The sequence below is a fragment of the Acidovorax sp. sic0104 genome (genome assembly GCF_019219095.1).
In the GTDB taxonomy this organism is placed as follows: domain Bacteria; phylum Pseudomonadota; class Gammaproteobacteria; order Burkholderiales; family Burkholderiaceae_C; genus Acidovorax.
On the sequence record NZ_JAHUWH010000004.1, the window covers coordinates 84,744 to 100,802 of the forward strand.

Below are 16,059 nucleotides of genomic sequence, written 5' to 3' on the forward strand. Positions count from 1 at the left end.
CGCAGCTGAATGCTCTGCCGGGTTGAGTGGGGTGTGAGCCATGAGCGACGAAGAAACTCAAAAGACCGTTCAGCAATTGCGTGCCGAGCTGGCCCGCAGCCAGCAGCAAGTGGCCGACATGGCTGCCGCGCAGGAAGATTTCTTGCGCGCGGTGTCGCACGACCTGCGGGCGCCGCTGCGCCACTTCACGTCGTACGGCAAGCTGGTGCGCGAGACGCTGGGCGACCTGCCGCCCCCTGTTGCGCAGGGGGGCGAGGTGCAGGAGGTGCTGGGCTTTCTGGCCACCATGGACCAGTCGGCCCGCCGCATGGGCCTGATGATCGACGGCCTGCAGGCATTGGCGCGTGCGGGGCGTGCGCCGCTGCGGCTGCAGGCGGTGCCGCTGGCGGATGCGGTGGCCCGTGCGCGCGCCGCGCTGGCGGATGGCGAGGCGGCCAGGGCCGTGCAGTGGCACATCGCACCCGCCCTGCCCACGCTGCAGGCCGATGCCGACCTGCTGCACGAGCTGCTGGTGCAACTGCTGGGCAATGCGGTCAAGTTCACCCGCAAAGGGCCGCAGCCGCCGCACATCAGCGTGCAGGCGGCAGCAGCGGATGCGCCGGGGCAGGTGGCCTGCACCATCACCGACAACGGCGCGGGTTTCGACAGCGCGCGCGCGGGCCAGCTGTTCGGCGTGTTCCAGCGGCTGCACCGTGAAGCCGAGTTCGACGGCGTCGGCGCTGGCCTGGCGGTATGCCGAGCCATCGCGCAACGCCACGGCGGCAGCGTCAGTGCGGTGGGGGAGGTGGGCGCTGGCTGCACGGTGCGGGTGCAGTGGCCGGCAGCACCGTCCGCTGCAGTGGGTGTTGAGTGAGGTGGGCACGCTGCTGACCGCTCCAAGCCGTTCGCGTTGAGGCTGTCGAAACCTCACGCGGCGCTTTCGCGGATCAGCGGGATCGGCCGGCGTGATTTCCCATGCAGGCCCGTATCACACGGCGGGCACCAGTGCCGGCTCGGAGCAACCCGCGACGCGGTTGCGGCCCGCCTTCTTGGCGGCGTAGAGCGCGGCGTCGGCTGACTCGATCCAGGCGCGCAGGTTGCTGTGTCGGTGGTCGGCAGGGGCCACGCCGATGCTGATGGTCAGGCGCAGATGGGGCAGCTCCCGCAGCCGAACGCCTTCAGCCTGTGCGCGGATCCGCTGCGCGATCGCCAGGGCATCCTGCGCCCGCATGCCGGGCAGGATGATGGCGAACTCATCGCCTCCGTAGCGCCCCGCGCAGTCGCCCGCGCGCACGTGGCCCCGCACCACGTGGGCCAGCGCACGGATCACCTCGTCGCCCACGGCATGGCCGTGTTCGTCGTTCACTTCCTTGAAATGGTCGATGTCCATCATCAGCATGCAGGCAGGCTCGTCGGTCGTGTGGTGGCGCCGCAGCGCGGCCTCTGCCTGCTGCTGCCAGTGGCCGCGCCCGAACAGGCCGGTGAGCGCGTCGATCCGCCGCAGCTCATCCAGCATCTGGTTCTGGCGCGACACCTGGCGGATGAGCTGGTAGCTCACCACGCTGACCGACAGCGTGTGCAGGCTGATCAGCGGCAGGCAGGCGAGCATCACGGTCGTGGATGTCACGGGCGACCAGTGCCAGCCCGTCAGCGCGGCACTGATGGCCCCGGCGACCAGCATCACGGGGATGGACCGCGCCCAGAGGCCGCGGATGCCGGTGGTGATCTTGTCCACCATGGTCAGCGTGATCAGCATCACGCTGGGCAGCAGGCTGAAGTGCATCAGCGGCACAAAGGCCGCTGCTGCTGCCGAATCCACGAGCAGGTTGCGAATCTCGGTGCGGTAGGGGTCCGTGCTGCGCCGGGTCAGCAGGAAGGCCACATGGGGCCATACAAATGCAGGCAGCACCATGCCCAGCCAGGCGTAGACCGAGGCCTGGCGCTCCCACAGCACCACGCCCACCACGGCCCCACCCAAACCCATGCCCAGCAAGCGCAGCGGATAGATACGGCGGGGCATCTGGCGTTCGGGCGTCGGCATCGGTGGCGGGTGGTGCTGGCCGTCCGCACCAGGGACGGATGTGCGGGCAAGGCCGGAAGGCTGAAAGGAAAAAGGAGGGCTTCGGGACAGCTTACCGTGGGCTGGCGGGTGAGGCCAGCAGGAAATGGCAGACAGCAAGGGCGCCCGCCAGCGCCTCTGCGGCGCACAGTGCCAGGCGGTAGGGTCTTTTGCGATTTGCTATCTATTCGATAGCTTAGTGTGCTTGCTGGTCAATCGCGAGAGGCACTTTGGTGTCGAATTTTGCCCGCCTTGTGGCAAAGAATGCCTTCACATTGCGCACATTCGCATCCCCCGTGAAAAGCCTCTTCGACAGCGCGAGATACCCCGGCATGTCGCGTGTGTGCGCCACCAGCACGAAGTCCGGCCCGGGAGAGACGCGCCAGCACTGCTGCACCGCGCCGTCCGCCACGGCGCGCGCTTCGAATGCATCGAGGTGCTCGGCACCCTGGTGGTCCAGCGATACCTCCACGATGCACGAGAGGCCGTGGCCTTGGATCGCGGCCAGCCGGTCAGGCTGCAGGAGCGCCACCTGCCGCTCGATCAGCCCCGCGTCCTGCAGCCGCTTGACGCGCCGCAGGCAGGTCGGCGGCGACACATGCACCTGTTCGGCCAGCGACTGGTTGCTCTGGGCGGAGTCGGTTTGCAACAGGTTCAGCAGTTGCAAGTCCGTGAAGTCGAGGGCTAAGGATTCCATAATGATGTATTCGTTGAAATATTATTTCAACAAACTGGTTTCGTGAAATTAAAGTTCACAAACTATTAAAAATCAATCTGAAATTTCCTTTTCGGGTGCCTACCATCCGTTATCCGTTTCACACAAAGGCATCTCCATGTGCGGCATCGTCGGCGCAGTCTCCACGCGCAACATCGTTCCCATCCTCGTGCAAGGCCTTCAGCGGCTGGAATACCGCGGCTATGACTCCTGCGGCGTGGCCGTGCACGGCGCCAGCCTGGACCCGGCCCGCCACGGCACCGAGCGCGGCGGCCTGCAGCGTGCCCGGAGCACCGCCCGCGTGGCCGAACTGCTGGAACAGGTGCAGACCGACCACTTGGACGGCGCCACCGGCATCGCCCACACCCGCTGGGCCACCCACGGTGCGCCCGTCGTGCACAACGCCCACCCCCACTTCAGCCACGGCACTGGTGCTGACGCGCACACCCACAGCGCTGGCCGCGTGGCCCTGGTGCACAACGGCATCATCGAGAACCATGAAGAGCTGCGCCGCGCCCTGCAGGCGCGCGGCTACGTCTTCGCCAGCCAGACCGACACCGAAGTCATCGCCCACCTGGTCGACAGCCACTACAGCGGCGACCTGTTCGAGGCCGTGCAGGCCACCGTGGCCCAACTGCACGGCGCCTACGCCATCGCAGTCATCCACCGCGACGAGCCGCACCGCGTGGTGGGCGCACGCGCCGGCTCGCCGCTGATCCTGGGCGTGGGCTCGGGCACCGGGGGCTCGGTGGCTGGCGAGCACTTCCTCGCCAGCGACGCCATGGCCCTGGCCGGCGTCACTGACCAGATCGTGTACCTGGAAGAGGGCGACCTGGTGGACCTGCAACTGGGCCGCTACTGGATCGTGGGCAAGGACCGCACCGCGCTCACCACCGCGCAACGCCCCGTGCGCACCGTGCAGGCCCACAGCGGCGCGGCCGAGCTGGGGCCCTACCGCCACTACATGCAAAAGGAAATCTTCGAGCAGCCGCGCGCCATTGCCGACACGCTCGAAGGCGTGGAAGGCATCGTGCCCGAGCTGTTCGACGGTGCCGGCCTGCACGGAGAGCCCGGCGCCGCCGCCTGGCGCGTGTTCAAGGAAATCGACAGCGTCCTCATCCTGGCCTGCGGAACCAGCTACTACAGCGGCTGCACGGCCAAGTACTGGCTGGAAGAAATCGCCGGCATCCCCACGCAGGTGGAAGTGGCCAGCGAATACCGCTACCGCACCAGCGTGCCCAACCCGCGCACCCTGGTCGTCACCATCAGCCAGTCGGGCGAGACGGCGGACACGCTGGCCGCGCTGCGCCACGCGCAGTCGCTGGGCATGCAGCACACGCTGACCATCTGCAACGTGGCCACCAGCGCCATGGTGCGCGAATGCAAGCTGGCCTACATCACCCGCGCGGGCGTCGAGATCGGCGTGGCCAGCACCAAGGCCTTCACCACGCAACTGGCGGGCCTGTTCCTGCTGACGCTGGCGCTGGCGCAAACCAAGGGCCGTCTGAGCGAGGAGCAGGAAGCCGCCCACCTCAAGGCCATGCGCCACCTGCCCGTCGCCCTGCAGGCCGTGCTGGCACTGGAGCCACAACTCATCAGCTGGGCTGAAGACTTTGCCCGCATGGAAAACGCCCTGTTCCTGGGCCGCGGTCTGCACTACCCCATCGCTCTCGAAGGCGCATTGAAGCTCAAGGAAATCAGCTACATCCACGCCGAGGCCTACCCCGCCGGAGAGCTCAAGCACGGCCCCCTGGCGCTGGTCACCAGCGCCATGCCCGTGGTCACCGTGGCGCCCAACGACGCCTTGCTGGAAAAGCTCAAGAGCAACATGCAGGAGGTGCGGGCCCGCGCCGGTGTGCTGTACGTGCTGGCCGATGGCGACACGCGCATCGAGAGCGGCGAAGGCCTGCACGTGATCCGCATGCCCGAACACTATGGCGCCTTGAGCCCGCTGCTGCACGTGGTGCCACTGCAGCTGCTGGCCTACCACACGGCGTGCGCGCGGGGTACGGATGTCGACAAGCCACGGAATCTGGCCAAAAGCGTGACGGTGGAGTGACGATGGCGTGACGGTGGCGCGCATATTCTGGGTAATTAAAGTCGTAAACACGCAAATAAAGTCGTAAACATGCCTCCAGCATTCACGCGGGTTTGCGGGGCGGTCATTTGTAACGGTAAAGTCGTAAACTCGAAATTGACGGGTACAGGCGACCTAGAAATACAAAAAAACTTCGGCCCTGGTTGGGTTCGTTGCTATATAAAAAAGAGCGCCCAGTTTGAGCGCTCTTTTTCTTTGGTTTTTTCTAGAAGTTCTTGTGGTTCGAGTAGCCCCCAAAACGCTCCGATGACTGCAAGAGGCTGGTTGCTGACGCTCAACCGGCGGTCATTGAACGACTGCTGTGATCAAGAGCAGACGGTGAAGAGCATTCCCAGGTTCATGTCTACCTGCCAGTGCGTTGCACTTGCATCTGGATGCCATTGAAATCGCCGGCCTGAGTAGCTGCAATGGTGCTGTCTCCTCCGAAACGCTACAGGTGATAGGCGCTGAGCGAATCATGCACTTGCTGCACGATCGCTGGAATGTGCGTTCGGGATGGATCTATCCGTTGCTGTCATCTGACTTGGCCCTTCATCTGGCTCAAGTGAGCGAAGAAGAAGGCGCTGAGATCAAGCGGACTCTCGATCAATTCAAACCTAGCGCGTTTGCCCCGCTATTGAAGAAGACGCCATTCCCGGTGTTGTGTGCATTTGCTGATCAACGTGATCTGGGGCCATCACAAGTGCATCAGACATTGCTGGCTATTGCAGGGGACGGTAGTTTTCTCCAGGGCGATCGAATGGAAGCTTGGTGCATCGACCTGGCGATCTCCTGCTTGGCATTGCATGCGCAGACCTGGGCGAATCGGCCAGTGCGAAACGCGCGTCTAATCGAGTCTGAGACGATTTACCTTGCAGCGCTGGAGGCACTTCTGTTCGCCGAACTGCACGAGGATGAATTGGGCGAGCTGATTGGCCAGGTCAACGTGGTAGGTCGATTCGACTGGTCTGCAGATGTTTACGACAGCGGCGCGCACGCCCTGGCGCGCCTGCAACTGCGCGCGCCCGGCCTCCGGCAATGCCGCCCACCCGGGCTGGCGCACACAGCTCACGGGCGTACCTGGTCGGTCCCGTGGGCGACACGCTGACCTCCAAAGGCGACATCCCCGTCTCAGCACTTTCTGGACTGCCGTTCATACTGCCCAGTGCCCCCAACGGATTGCGCAACGCGCTGGACGCTGTCGCGCGCCACGACAAGCTCACCGTCACCCCGGTGATCGAAGCAGACTCCCTGCCGCTGTTCAAGTCCCTTGCCGAGCAGGAACGTTTGTATTCAGTCCTTCCTCTGCACGCGGTGTGGACCGAAATCGAAGAAGGGCGCTTGCAAGCCGCCAAGATCGCCGATCCGCGCCTGCAGCGCAGCATCACCATGGCCATGTCCAAGAGCAAAGGGCCGGCGCGAGCGGTGCAGGTCGCATCAGCGGCGATCCGTTCCATCGTGCAGGAACTCGGAGATCGAGGAATGTGGCATTCCACCGCACTGGAACTGAAGACGAACTGACACGCCAAAAATGAGGCGCAGGGCACGTGCATGTCGCCACGCGCAAGCCAGTCTTGCCAGGGAGCGTCTTGCTGCTGCAGGGCGTGCCACCTAGAGTAGTGCCGCCCACGTCGGTAGTTCTTCTTCTTCGCCATGCATGCTGTCACCCCATCGCCAGACTCCACATTCAATCCAGCCGCGCTCTCTTCCCGCCGCAGCGTCGTCGTACTTGGCGCGGGAACCATGGGCAGCGGTATCGCGGAAGTCGCTGCCACCGCGGGCCACAAGGTGGTCTTGCGTGACACCGTTGCAGATGCCGCTCAGCGCGGTCTGCAATCCATCCGCGAAAGTGTGACGCGCCGTGCCACTCGTGGCCGAATATCCAACGAGGAGGCTGCCGATATCCTGGCCCGCATTACTTTGTCGCTCGACGATTCAGAGCTGGCGCAGGCAGGGCTGCTTATCGAGGTGATCGTTGAAGACATCGCGGTGAAAGGCCGAGTTCTGCGGTCATTGGAGCAACACCTGGCACCGGATGCCATCATTGCCACCAACACGTCTTCGATCTCCGTGACTGCGCTGGGTGCCTGCCTGCAGCGCCCCGAGCGGCTGGTGGGCATGCATTTCTTCAACCCTGCCACGAGTCTGCCACTCGTCGAGGTGATCGCGGGTCGAGAGACGGATCCCGGTGTGACTGCTTGCATCACCGCCACCGCGCGCGCCTGGGGGAAGACTCCGGTTGCCTGCCAGTCGACCCCCGGGTTCGTTGTCAATCGCGTCGCACGTCCCTTCTACGGCGAAGCGTTGCGATTGTTGTCGGAGCGGGCATGCGACCCTGCAACGCTCGATGCGCTTCTTCGGGACTGCGGGGGCTTCCGCATGGGCCCGTGCGAACTGATGGATTTGATCGGCCATGATGTCAATTTCACGGTGACGCGGACCGTGTACGAAGCGTTTTTCCACGACCCTCGGTACCGCCCGTCTTTGGTGCAGAAGGACCTGGTCGACGCGGGCTGGCTGGGGCGCAAGAGTGGGCGCGGGTTCTACGACTACAGCGGCGGAGCGGCGGCGCCTAAGCCGATAGCGTTTGCATCACCAGCTGTCGTTGAAGCCCTGGAGATCACGATCTGCGGGGACCTGGGAACCGCCTCTGGTCTTCTGGATAATTTGGACGATCGGATGAACGCCGTACCCACGGCAGGCCGGGGATTCCTCCGGGTCAACGGCCATGTCCTAGCATTGACGGATGGGCGTACCGCAGCCGAATGGGCCGCTGATTTGCAGGAGCCTGTGGTGCTTTTCGACCTGGCATTGGACTTCGCCAATAGCAAGCGCATGGCGATCTCTGCGTCACCCCGGGTCTGTGACAAGCACCGCGCGGCCGCCGTCGCCTTCTTTTCGGCCGTGGGCAAGACAGTGTCCGAGCTGGCTGACACTCCTGGCCTGGCGGTCATGCGCACCGTTGCAATGCTGGTCAACGAGGCCGCCGATGCGTTGCACCAAGGCGTCGCGCAGGAGCAGGATATCGATACGGCCATGCGGCTGGGGACGAACTATCCGCTTGGCCCCCTGGAGTGGGGCCGACGCCTTGGTCTGCCGTTGGTTGCACAAGTGATTCGTCATCTGCGCATCGCTTACGGCGAGGATCGTTACCGAGCCTCCCCCTGGCTTACGCAGGCCGTTTGGGCACATGCGGGCCCCACCGCGAATGGCTGCGCAGCATGAGCGCCAATGACTGCCATGCCGTGGTTCAGCGGCGGGTACAGGGCCCCGTCGGGATCGTGACCATCCAACGTCCCGAACGGCGCAACGCCCTCAATATGACCGTTAAGCACGAGCTGGAGCAGGCTCTGCGGGCATTGGCCAATGACCCCGAGGTGGCGGCGGTCGTGCTCACCGGGGATGGCGGCTACTTCGTGGCAGGCACCGACATTGCAGAGATGTCCAGCATGCGCCCGACCGACCATGTGCGGCAGGAAACTGACCGACTGTTCCGCACCGTGCGAGAGTTGAGCAAGCCGGTGATCGCGGCTGTTGAGGGCTATGCGCTGGGCGGTGGCTGCGAGCTCGCTTTGTCCTGCGACATGGTGATCGCCGCAGAGGATGCAAAGCTGGGGCAGCCGGAAATCAAGGTCGGCATCATGCCCGGTGCCGGGGGAACGCAGCGACTCCTGCGCAGCGCCGGACGCCACAAGACGCTTTTGTGGACGCTGACCGGCAGCATGATCTCGGCGCCTGAAGCATATGCAGCCAACTTGGTCAGTGAACTTGTTCCGAGTGGACAGGCATTGGCGCGCGCTGTGGAGGTCGCCCAGTCAATTGCCCAGATGCCTCCGCTCGCGGTGCTTGCGATCCGGGAAGCCGTTCGCCTGGGTGCCGATGTACCAGAATGCCCTGTGGAGGGCTAACCCTGAAAACTTGGTCTGGGGTAGCGACTGGCCCTACCTCAATGTCGTGAACCCACCGAGCGGCGCAGATCTGATGCAGCTGTTGCGTGAATCCGTCGATGATCGCGCTGCGGTGCAGGCTATCCTGATCGACAATCCTGCCCGCCTCTATCCATCTTGTACGCTGCGTTCAATACAAGCAAGCGCGCCTGATCAATCGCGCACCGCGATTCGGCAATGCGCTCATGCCAGACGGACTGCTCCACCAATGGCTTGCCGAAGGCCGACCGCGTGCTGAGTCTGTCAATCATCATCTCCAGCGCGCGCTCTGCTGCACCGATGGATCGCATGCAATGGTGGATGCGACCCGGTCCGAGACGGCCCTGTGCGATCTCAAAGCCTCGCCCCTCTCCCAGCATGAGATTGCCGACTGGAACTCGAACATCCTCCAGCAATATCTCCATGTGTCCGTGCGGTGCACGGCTGCTGAGAACGGGCGAAACACCACGCCACGTGCTGCATAGCCGTCTGAGGCGTAAGGATTGACCAGTCCTACGCCCAGCCCCTCCATCGCCAGCGCACATACGGTGGATGAATTGGGTGTCTCTGCAACGACTTTCGGCCTGACGCTGCTGGTTTCCAGAATCTGCGCCAGCTTTCTGCGCACCGTGTCCTCCGGTGATAGCGCGATGAAGGCCTCCTCGTGAAGGTCTTCGGGCTTGGCTGCCCTGGCTGATCTGGCACTGAACGCCCAGCAGCAACGAGCGGGTTACGGTTACCTGCTGGTCACAGGGCGGGTCCAACTCGACCGCAGCGGAGTCCCCATGGTCCAACCGGGCCAGCCGTTGACCATCGACCAAACCGACAACCGCTACATCCCTGTCCCCAAGGCGGCCGGGGCGACAGCATCGTCGCCTCGTCCATCGACACGGAATGGAGTGGAGGCACGGCCCGACGCGCACGGTCTCCGCTGCGAACAGGGTTGTATTGATCGCATGCAGGCAGCGGGTATGCCAAGCGGGATGTAAGGATCCTGCGCCGTACCAATTGTCACAATTGATGTGACAATGTCGGCAGGGCACAGACCAAGCGTCGTTGACCCAATGGTGCGCACCTGCCGAGGTGCGGCGTTGCCTTCGGCATCCACCACGCGCACGGTGTGCGTGCCGTCGGCATTGCGCGCACTCAGCGCGGCCGATGGGATGGTGACAGCGCCCTTGGCCTCGGCCCGCACGATGTAGACCTGCGCCGTCATGGAGATGCGCAGCTTGCCGTCGGGGTTGGGCGCGTCGAACAGACCGTTGTAGTAGATGGCGGTGGCCGTGGCGTTGCTGCTGGCAGCGGTGCTGGAGAGCGAAGACTCCGTGGCGATGGAGTCGGGCGCGGGCTCCACCGCGCGCAGCGTGGCCTGATAGCGCTGGTCTGGCTCGCCCAGGATGGTGAAGTACACCTTTTGCCCCGGTTTGACGCGCGTCACGTCGGCCTCGGAGATCTGGGCTTTCACCGTCATGGTGTCCACCTTGGCCAGCTTGATGATGGTGGGCGCGGCCTGGTTGGCGTTCACCGTCTGCCCCTCCTGCGTGACCACGGCGACCACCTGGCCGTCGATGGGCGCGACGATGCGCGTGTAGCCCAGGTTCACCTTGGCCGTGTCGGCGGCGATGGCGGCCTGCTGCATCTGCGCCTTCAGGGCGTCGATGTCGGCCAGCGTGGTGCGGTAGGTGGCCTCGGCCGCTTCCAGGTCGGCCTGCGGACCCGCGTCGGCCGCGCGCAGCTGCTGCTGGCGCTTGTAGGCCAGCTCCACCTGCGACAGCGAGGCCTGGCGTGCACGCAGGTTGGCCTGTGCCGTGGCCAGCGCCGCCTCGGAATTGCGCACCGTGTTCTGCTGCGTCATGGAGTCGATCTCGGCCACCAACTGGCCCGCCTTCACGTTATCGCCCAGCGCGACCTTCAGCGACTTGATCTGCCCCGACACCTGTGCCCCCACACTCACCTGCTTGAAAGCCTGCAGCGTGCCGCTGGCCAGCACCGTGTCTTCCAGGTCGCCCGTGGTGGACGTCGCGGTGATGAACGTATTGGCCGCCTTGGCGGGGAAGAACTGCCACTTAACGACAGCGGCAGCTACCGCGAGCAGCGCCAGGGCAGTGATGCCGATGCGCAAGGTTTTTTTCTTGGAAAAGAAGGCCATGGTGTTGGGTGAAAAAGGGTGGGGCTTTTGGTGCGCGGACAAGGCGCAGTCAGGAACGGTCGGAAAAGCGCGGCGCGAACGAGCCGCATCGTCGTGCCGAGGGCATCACCTTGTTTTGCGCTGTCGCGCTCTGGTGTTTGCCGCTCCCGGTGCGGAATCGCCAAACGGCCTGGGCACCACAGGATCACAAAAGGGCAGGTTGCTGACCGCGCGGATGGCGCGAGACATCTGCGCCACCACCTCGGCAGTCGTGAAGGCCTGCCCATCGCGCACGGCGGCGCGGCTGATGGTTTCATCCACCGTCCGCACTGCGCCCATCACGGCTGCAGCGCACAGGCGAACTTCGAAGTCGTGGTGCGAGCGGCCGAGCCGCTCGCCGATGAGCGCGGCCATTTCCTCCTCGCCATCGTGGTACGAATGCAGCCAGACGGAGCGCAGATCGGGCTCTTCGGGCAGGGCAGCGATCAGCCGCACCACCAGCATCATGTCGGCAATCTCCTCGGGCGAATGCTTGTCCAGGGCGAACTGGTCTGCCAGATGCTGTTCGATCGAGTCGCCGCGCGGCCAGCAGCCCAGTTCGCGTGCGAAGCGCTGCCACGTCTGAGCGAACAGCGGGGCGACACAGCTCTCCTTGTTGCGGAAGTACCGCCACACGGTCCGTTCCGAAATACCGGCCGCCGCCGCGATGTCGCTGCCGCTGGTGGCACTGAACCCCCGCTCTGCGAACAAGCGGGCGGCAATGCGGGCAACTCCCAGGCGGGCGAGTTCTGTGCGATCAGGCAAGATGATTGATTGGCAGTTTACGCCATCATAATGGCATTAACTGTCATGGTCTGACCCATTGCCTGTTGCCGGACGTGGGCTTCTACATCAATGTCCATGCAATCCCTGTTTGCGCCCGGGCGGGTGTTACTTCCAGCAGTGAAGCGCGATGGTCAGAGGTTGGGGTGTCGCTGTCGGCAAATCCCGTGCTCACCGGTGGCTCCGCCTGTCACGGAGTCTCAGGTGTGGTCATTTCCCAGCCGGAAGACCGCCACTGCCTGCACCAATTCCTGCGACTGCGTGCTCAGGCTCAGGGCGGCCGCAGACATCTGCTCGACCAAGGCGGCGTTTTGCTGGGTGGCTGAGTCCATCTGCACCACCGCTTGCACGACTTGCGACACCTCGTGGTGCTGGTGCCGGCAAGCGGTGCTGATGGCGGCCACGAGTTCGGACACCTTGCGAATGGTGCCCACCGCCTCGCCCATCGTGGCTCCAGCGCTGTTGACTAGGCCCGAGCCGTGCTCGACGCGGCCCACGCTGGTATCAATGAGGTTCTTGATCTCCTTGGCGGCTTGGGCGCTGCGCTGTGCAAGGCTTCGCACCTCGCTGGCCACGACCGCGAAGCCGCGTCCCTGCTCGCCTGCACGGGCGGCTTCCACCGCCGCATTGAGCGCGAGGATGTTGGTCTGGAATGCGATCCCATCGATCACGCCGATGATCTCTGCGATCTTCCGGGAGCTGTCGTGGATGCCCTTCATGGTCTTGACGACCTCCTGCACCACCGAACCGGCGTCGTTGGCCACTGTGGCGGCAACCCCTGCGACCCTGTCGGCTTCGGCGGCATCGTCAGCGTTCTGGCGCACCGCGGTGCTCAGTTGCTCCATCGTGGCGCTGGTTTGCTGCAGGGTGCTGGCCTGGTGCTCGGTGCGGGCCGACAGGTCGTGGTTGGCATTGGCGATCTCCTGGCTGGCGGCTGCTACGCTGTCGGCGTTGTGCCGTACCTTGCGCACAGCGTCGGACAAGCGGCGCGACATCGTGGCCAGCGCGGCCATGGCGCTTTCCGAATCGCCGTTGCGCAGCCTGATCGTGCCTGCCAGATCTCCGTCGGCCACTGACTGCGCGACATGCTTGAGTGCGTGCGGATCGGCGCCAAGCTGTCGCACCACACTGCGCAGGTAGGCAGACAGCCCCAAAAGCGCCGCTGCAATGCCGGCCATCACGCCGATCACGATGTTGCGGTCCAGCGCGGCGAACGACTGGATCTCGCTGATGCGAAACGCCAGCCGCTGCCCCTGGCGGCTTTTTTCCGCAGCCAGCGGTTGCAACAGCCGATTGCGGGCAGGAATCGTCTTGTCCACCAGAAAGGCAAAGGCTTCATCCTTCTTGCCGGCCTGGATCAGTTTGACGTTCTCTTCACCCACTGTCCAGAAATCCGCCATCAGCGCAGGCAGGGGCGCGAATGCTCGGCGTCCGTCGTCGTCGATCATGTTCTTGCCCAGGTGATCCAGCCGGTCGAGCAGCAGCGTTTTCTTGGCGCCGATGTCCGCCAGCGTTTCGTCGAGTTCGGCGGGCGTTCGCGCCAGAATCGCGTGGCGCAGCTGCAGCGATGTGCGCGTGACGTTCAGTTCCAGCTCCGCGATGGTCAGAAGCTGTGGAACGTTGGTGAGATTGACGCGGTCTGACGCCTCGATCACCTTGGCCATCATGGACCAGACGATGACCGCAGCCACCCCCAGTACGCAGATGAGAGATCCGTTGATGAGCGCAAGCCTTCGTGCCAGAGACAGTTTGTTCATCGGATTTCCTGTTGTATTTGGATCTTCTGAAATACCGACCGGAACGCGCGTTGCCTCCTTTGTCTTCACCTCGAACGCGCGCTCGGGTGGCCCTCTCGGACGTACGCTGAAGGGGAATCGGCAGGTTGGTGGCGACCCTTCCCCAGCGGGCGTTCGCCGCTGAAAGCAGTGTACGAAAAGCACAAACTGCTGCAAGTGGTTTTCGCGCGGCTGGCGATGCTTGCCGTGGTCCGTCGGCGCTGTGCGTCCACCCGGCAGCTTTGGCCGTGGTGGGCTTCGCTTCTGAGCGGCGGCTATAGTTGTCTCGCCACCCCTGTCCTGGATGGTGACCATGCGCTTCAAAAGTCAACTGTTCGCACTTGTGCTATCTGTCCTGCTGCCAGCCTTTCTGGCTGCGATGCTGGCCATCGGCTATGTTTACCAGGAAGAGCAGGCGAGGCAGGAGGCCGGGCTGAAGGAGGCTGCGCGTACTTTTTCGCTCCTTGTCGACAATGAGTTGCAGGCGCGCCAGAAGATCCTGCGCACCATCGCCAATGCGCCGTCCCTGGCCAGTGGCGACCTTGCGACGTTCTACGAGTTCGCGCTGAAGAATGCCCCGACGGCGGACACAACCATCGTGCTGATCGATGCGAGCGGCCGGCAGTTGTTGAACACCCGGCTGCCGCTGGGCTCGGATCTTCCCGCCAGAAGGGCCCCGGGCATTGAAGAATTGATCCGGCGCGATGGCGGTGTGTCACCGCTGGTTTCCGACGTTTTCCTTGCACCGATCGGAAAACGCCACGACTTTGTCGTGCAGGTTCCGTTCATCGTGGGTGGGGAGATCCGGTACTTCGTCGTCATGGGCGTGAATGTGACAGCCATCCAGGCGTTGTTGTCGCAGCAGAGCCTTCCGACCAGTTGGCTGGGCGCCGTTGTTGACCGTATGGGCGTGGTGATGGCGCGCTCGCGCGACCCAGAGAAATTCGTGGGCCGTTCGTCGGACGAACGGCTTCGGAAGATGTTTTCCTCAACCCGGCACGGGGTCACACGCTCCGTCACGCTCGACGGTGTGGCGGTGAAGACTTTCTACCATCGGGTGGATTCTTCGGATTGGACCGTCGTCCTCAGTATTCCCGAAAGCGAGATTCGGCGCTCTGCCGTGCGCGGGGCGGGCATGTTTGCGATGGCTGCCATGCTCCTGCTGGTTTTCTCGCTGCTGGTGGCGCGGCGCATCGGAGCGAGCGTCATGTCGCGAATGCATCGCCTGGAGCTGGCAGCCGATGCGTTGGGGCGCGGCGAGCCGGTGAACTATCCGTCGCAAGGATTGGTGGAGGTCGACGCGGTGGGGCACCGCATCGTGGAGGCGAGCGAACGGCTGCTGTCCAACCAACACGAGCTGGAGTCGCGCGTGGCCCAGGCGGTGGCAGACACCGAGCGGGCCCAGAAGGCGCTGTTGCAGAGCCAGAAGATGGAGGCTTTGGGGCGGCTGACTGGCGGCATCGCGCACGAATTCAACAACCTGCTTCAGACATTGGCCACATCCCTGCAGCTTGCCAAGCGGTCGGGTGACATCGACCGCATCCATGCACTGCTGCAGACCTGCTCCAAGGCACTCCAGCGCGCCAGGACCTTGACGGGGCAGTTGAGCTCCTTCGGGCGCACGCAGGACGCCCGGCTTGAAACGGTGAGCCTGCACGAGCGCATCCATGAGTTTCGGCAACTCGTGGACAACGTGCTCCCCGCCAGCATCACGCTGGACATTCAGATTCCCGAGCAAGCGTGGCCGGTGACCATCGACCCTACGCAGTTCGAGCTCGCATTCCTCAACCTGGTCATCAATGCGAAGGACGCCATGCCCGCTGGCGGCAATATCCGCGTCGTGGTGACCAATGAGACGGCGGTACTTCCCGCTGCGGGAATGGATGCGGGCGACTATGTGAGAGTGAGCGTAATGGATTGCGGCGTGGGCATGAGTGCCGACGTCATGGCCAAGGCGCTCGATCCGTTCTTCACGACCAAGCGCGTGGGTGAAGGCACGGGGCTGGGCCTTCCACAGGCCTTTGGCTTTGCACGGCAGTCAGGCGGCACCTTGCTGTTGCACAGCCATGAAGGACAAGGCACCCAGGTGGACATCTATTTGCCCAAGGCCGCGCAGCCGGTGGCCCAGCCAAGCGCGGCCGCGCAAGAACCCTTCGCGGTCCCGGGCAAGTCCGGGGGGACGCTGCTGTTCGTGGAGGACGATCCGTTGGTGCGTGAAAGCGTGGCGCCGGCGCTGGAGGGTGGCGGCTTCTTCGTGATCATGGCCGAAAGTGCCGATGCGGCGCTGGCATGTCTGGAGGCCGGCACCAAGATCGACTTTGTCTTCTCCGACGTCGTGATGCCCGGCACGCTCAACGGCATCGACCTGGCCAGGGAGATTGTGGGCCGCTTTCCCAAAGTGAAGGTGGTGCTTGCCACCGGCTATTCGGAAAACCGCGTCTCCATGCCTGGCGTGCAGGTGCTGGCCAAGCCCTACAACGTGGCCGACGTGCTGCGGATGCTGCGCAGCCGATAGGTCCAAGCGCGCGCTGGTGCTGCGCGCGGCAATCTATCTGAATCTACCCAGGCGGGCGTTCCA

At 64.1% G+C, this 16,059-nt stretch carries 12 protein-coding genes and 3 pseudogenes; 8 read left to right on the forward strand and 7 right to left on the reverse strand.

Going from position 1 to position 16,059, the window contains the following annotated elements:
- Positions 1 to 40: 40 nt before the first annotated feature.
- Entirely contained in the window at positions 41 to 853 is an 813-nt protein-coding gene (locus KW835_RS08585) for an ATP-binding protein (protein ID WP_218381946.1), read from the forward strand.
- Positions 854 to 967: 114 nt separating this feature from the next.
- Here KW835_RS08585 and KW835_RS08590 read toward each other — a convergent pair whose 3' ends face one another.
- Positions 968 to 2,020, reverse strand: a complete 1,053-nt coding sequence (locus KW835_RS08590) for a diguanylate cyclase (RefSeq protein ID WP_218381947.1) — start codon at positions 2,018 to 2,020, stop codon at positions 968 to 970.
- A 214-nt stretch (positions 2,021 to 2,234) separates the two neighbouring features.
- Positions 2,235 to 2,735, reverse strand: a complete 501-nt coding sequence (locus tag KW835_RS08595; RefSeq protein ID WP_218381948.1) for an Lrp/AsnC family transcriptional regulator — start codon at positions 2,733 to 2,735, stop codon at positions 2,235 to 2,237.
- Between the two features lie 136 nt (positions 2,736 to 2,871).
- Between KW835_RS08595 and glmS the strand changes: the two genes are divergently transcribed.
- The 6 genes and pseudogenes from glmS to KW835_RS26815 all read left to right on the forward strand — a co-directional run.
- Complete coding sequence (gene glmS, locus KW835_RS08600) at positions 2,872 to 4,812, forward strand: glutamine--fructose-6-phosphate transaminase (isomerizing) (protein WP_218381949.1); 1,941 nt, start codon at positions 2,872 to 2,874, stop codon at positions 4,810 to 4,812.
- A gap of 403 nt (positions 4,813 to 5,215) precedes the next feature.
- The gene (locus tag KW835_RS08605) at positions 5,216 to 5,938 is read left to right on the forward strand and encodes a hypothetical protein (RefSeq protein ID WP_218381950.1); all 723 of its coding nucleotides are present in this window, start codon (positions 5,216 to 5,218) and stop codon (positions 5,936 to 5,938) included.
- Positions 5,923 to 6,351 (forward strand): LysR substrate-binding domain-containing protein, encoded by a 429-nt coding sequence (locus tag KW835_RS08610; RefSeq protein ID WP_339385524.1) that lies wholly within the window; start codon positions 5,923 to 5,925, stop codon positions 6,349 to 6,351. The genes KW835_RS08605 and KW835_RS08610 overlap by 16 nt, the downstream gene beginning before the upstream one ends.
- Before the next feature lie 132 nt (positions 6,352 to 6,483).
- Positions 6,484 to 8,055, forward strand: a complete 1,572-nt coding sequence (locus KW835_RS08615; protein WP_218381951.1) for a 3-hydroxyacyl-CoA dehydrogenase — start codon at positions 6,484 to 6,486, stop codon at positions 8,053 to 8,055.
- A complete protein-coding gene (locus KW835_RS08620) occupies positions 8,052 to 8,738 on the forward strand; it encodes an enoyl-CoA hydratase-related protein (RefSeq protein WP_218381952.1) in 687 nt (228 codons plus the stop codon). The genes KW835_RS08615 and KW835_RS08620 overlap by 4 nt, the downstream gene beginning before the upstream one ends.
- Positions 8,677 to 8,832, forward strand: a pseudogene (locus KW835_RS26815) (2-pyrone-4,6-dicarboxylate hydrolase); the annotation flags it as partial. The gene KW835_RS08620 and the pseudogene KW835_RS26815, both read left to right, overlap by 62 nt.
- 46 nt (positions 8,833 to 8,878) lie before the next feature.
- Here KW835_RS26815 and KW835_RS08630 read toward each other — a convergent pair.
- The 5 genes and pseudogenes from KW835_RS08630 to KW835_RS08650 all read right to left on the reverse strand — a co-directional run.
- Positions 8,879 to 9,196 (reverse strand): annotated as a pseudogene (locus KW835_RS08630) (acyl-CoA dehydrogenase family protein); the annotation flags it as partial.
- 26 nt (positions 9,197 to 9,222) lie between these two features.
- A pseudogene (locus KW835_RS27120) lies at positions 9,223 to 9,408 on the reverse strand (LysR substrate-binding domain-containing protein); the annotation flags it as partial.
- Between the two features lie 180 nt (positions 9,409 to 9,588).
- Positions 9,589 to 10,905, reverse strand: coding sequence for an efflux RND transporter periplasmic adaptor subunit (locus KW835_RS08640; protein ID WP_218381953.1), 1,317 nt, complete (start codon positions 10,903 to 10,905; stop codon positions 9,589 to 9,591).
- A 105-nt stretch (positions 10,906 to 11,010) separates the two neighbouring features.
- Positions 11,011 to 11,688, reverse strand: coding sequence for a TetR family transcriptional regulator (locus KW835_RS08645; RefSeq protein WP_218381954.1), 678 nt, complete (start codon positions 11,686 to 11,688; stop codon positions 11,011 to 11,013).
- Between the two features lie 218 nt (positions 11,689 to 11,906).
- Entirely contained in the window at positions 11,907 to 13,463 is a 1,557-nt protein-coding gene (locus KW835_RS08650; RefSeq protein WP_218381955.1) for a methyl-accepting chemotaxis protein, read from the reverse strand.
- A 331-nt stretch (positions 13,464 to 13,794) separates the two neighbouring features.
- On the opposite strand from KW835_RS08650, the gene KW835_RS08655 reads away from it, so the two are divergent.
- Entirely contained in the window at positions 13,795 to 15,996 is a 2,202-nt protein-coding gene (locus KW835_RS08655) for an ATP-binding protein (protein ID WP_218381956.1), read from the forward strand.
- The last annotated feature ends 63 nt before the right edge of the window (positions 15,997 to 16,059 follow it).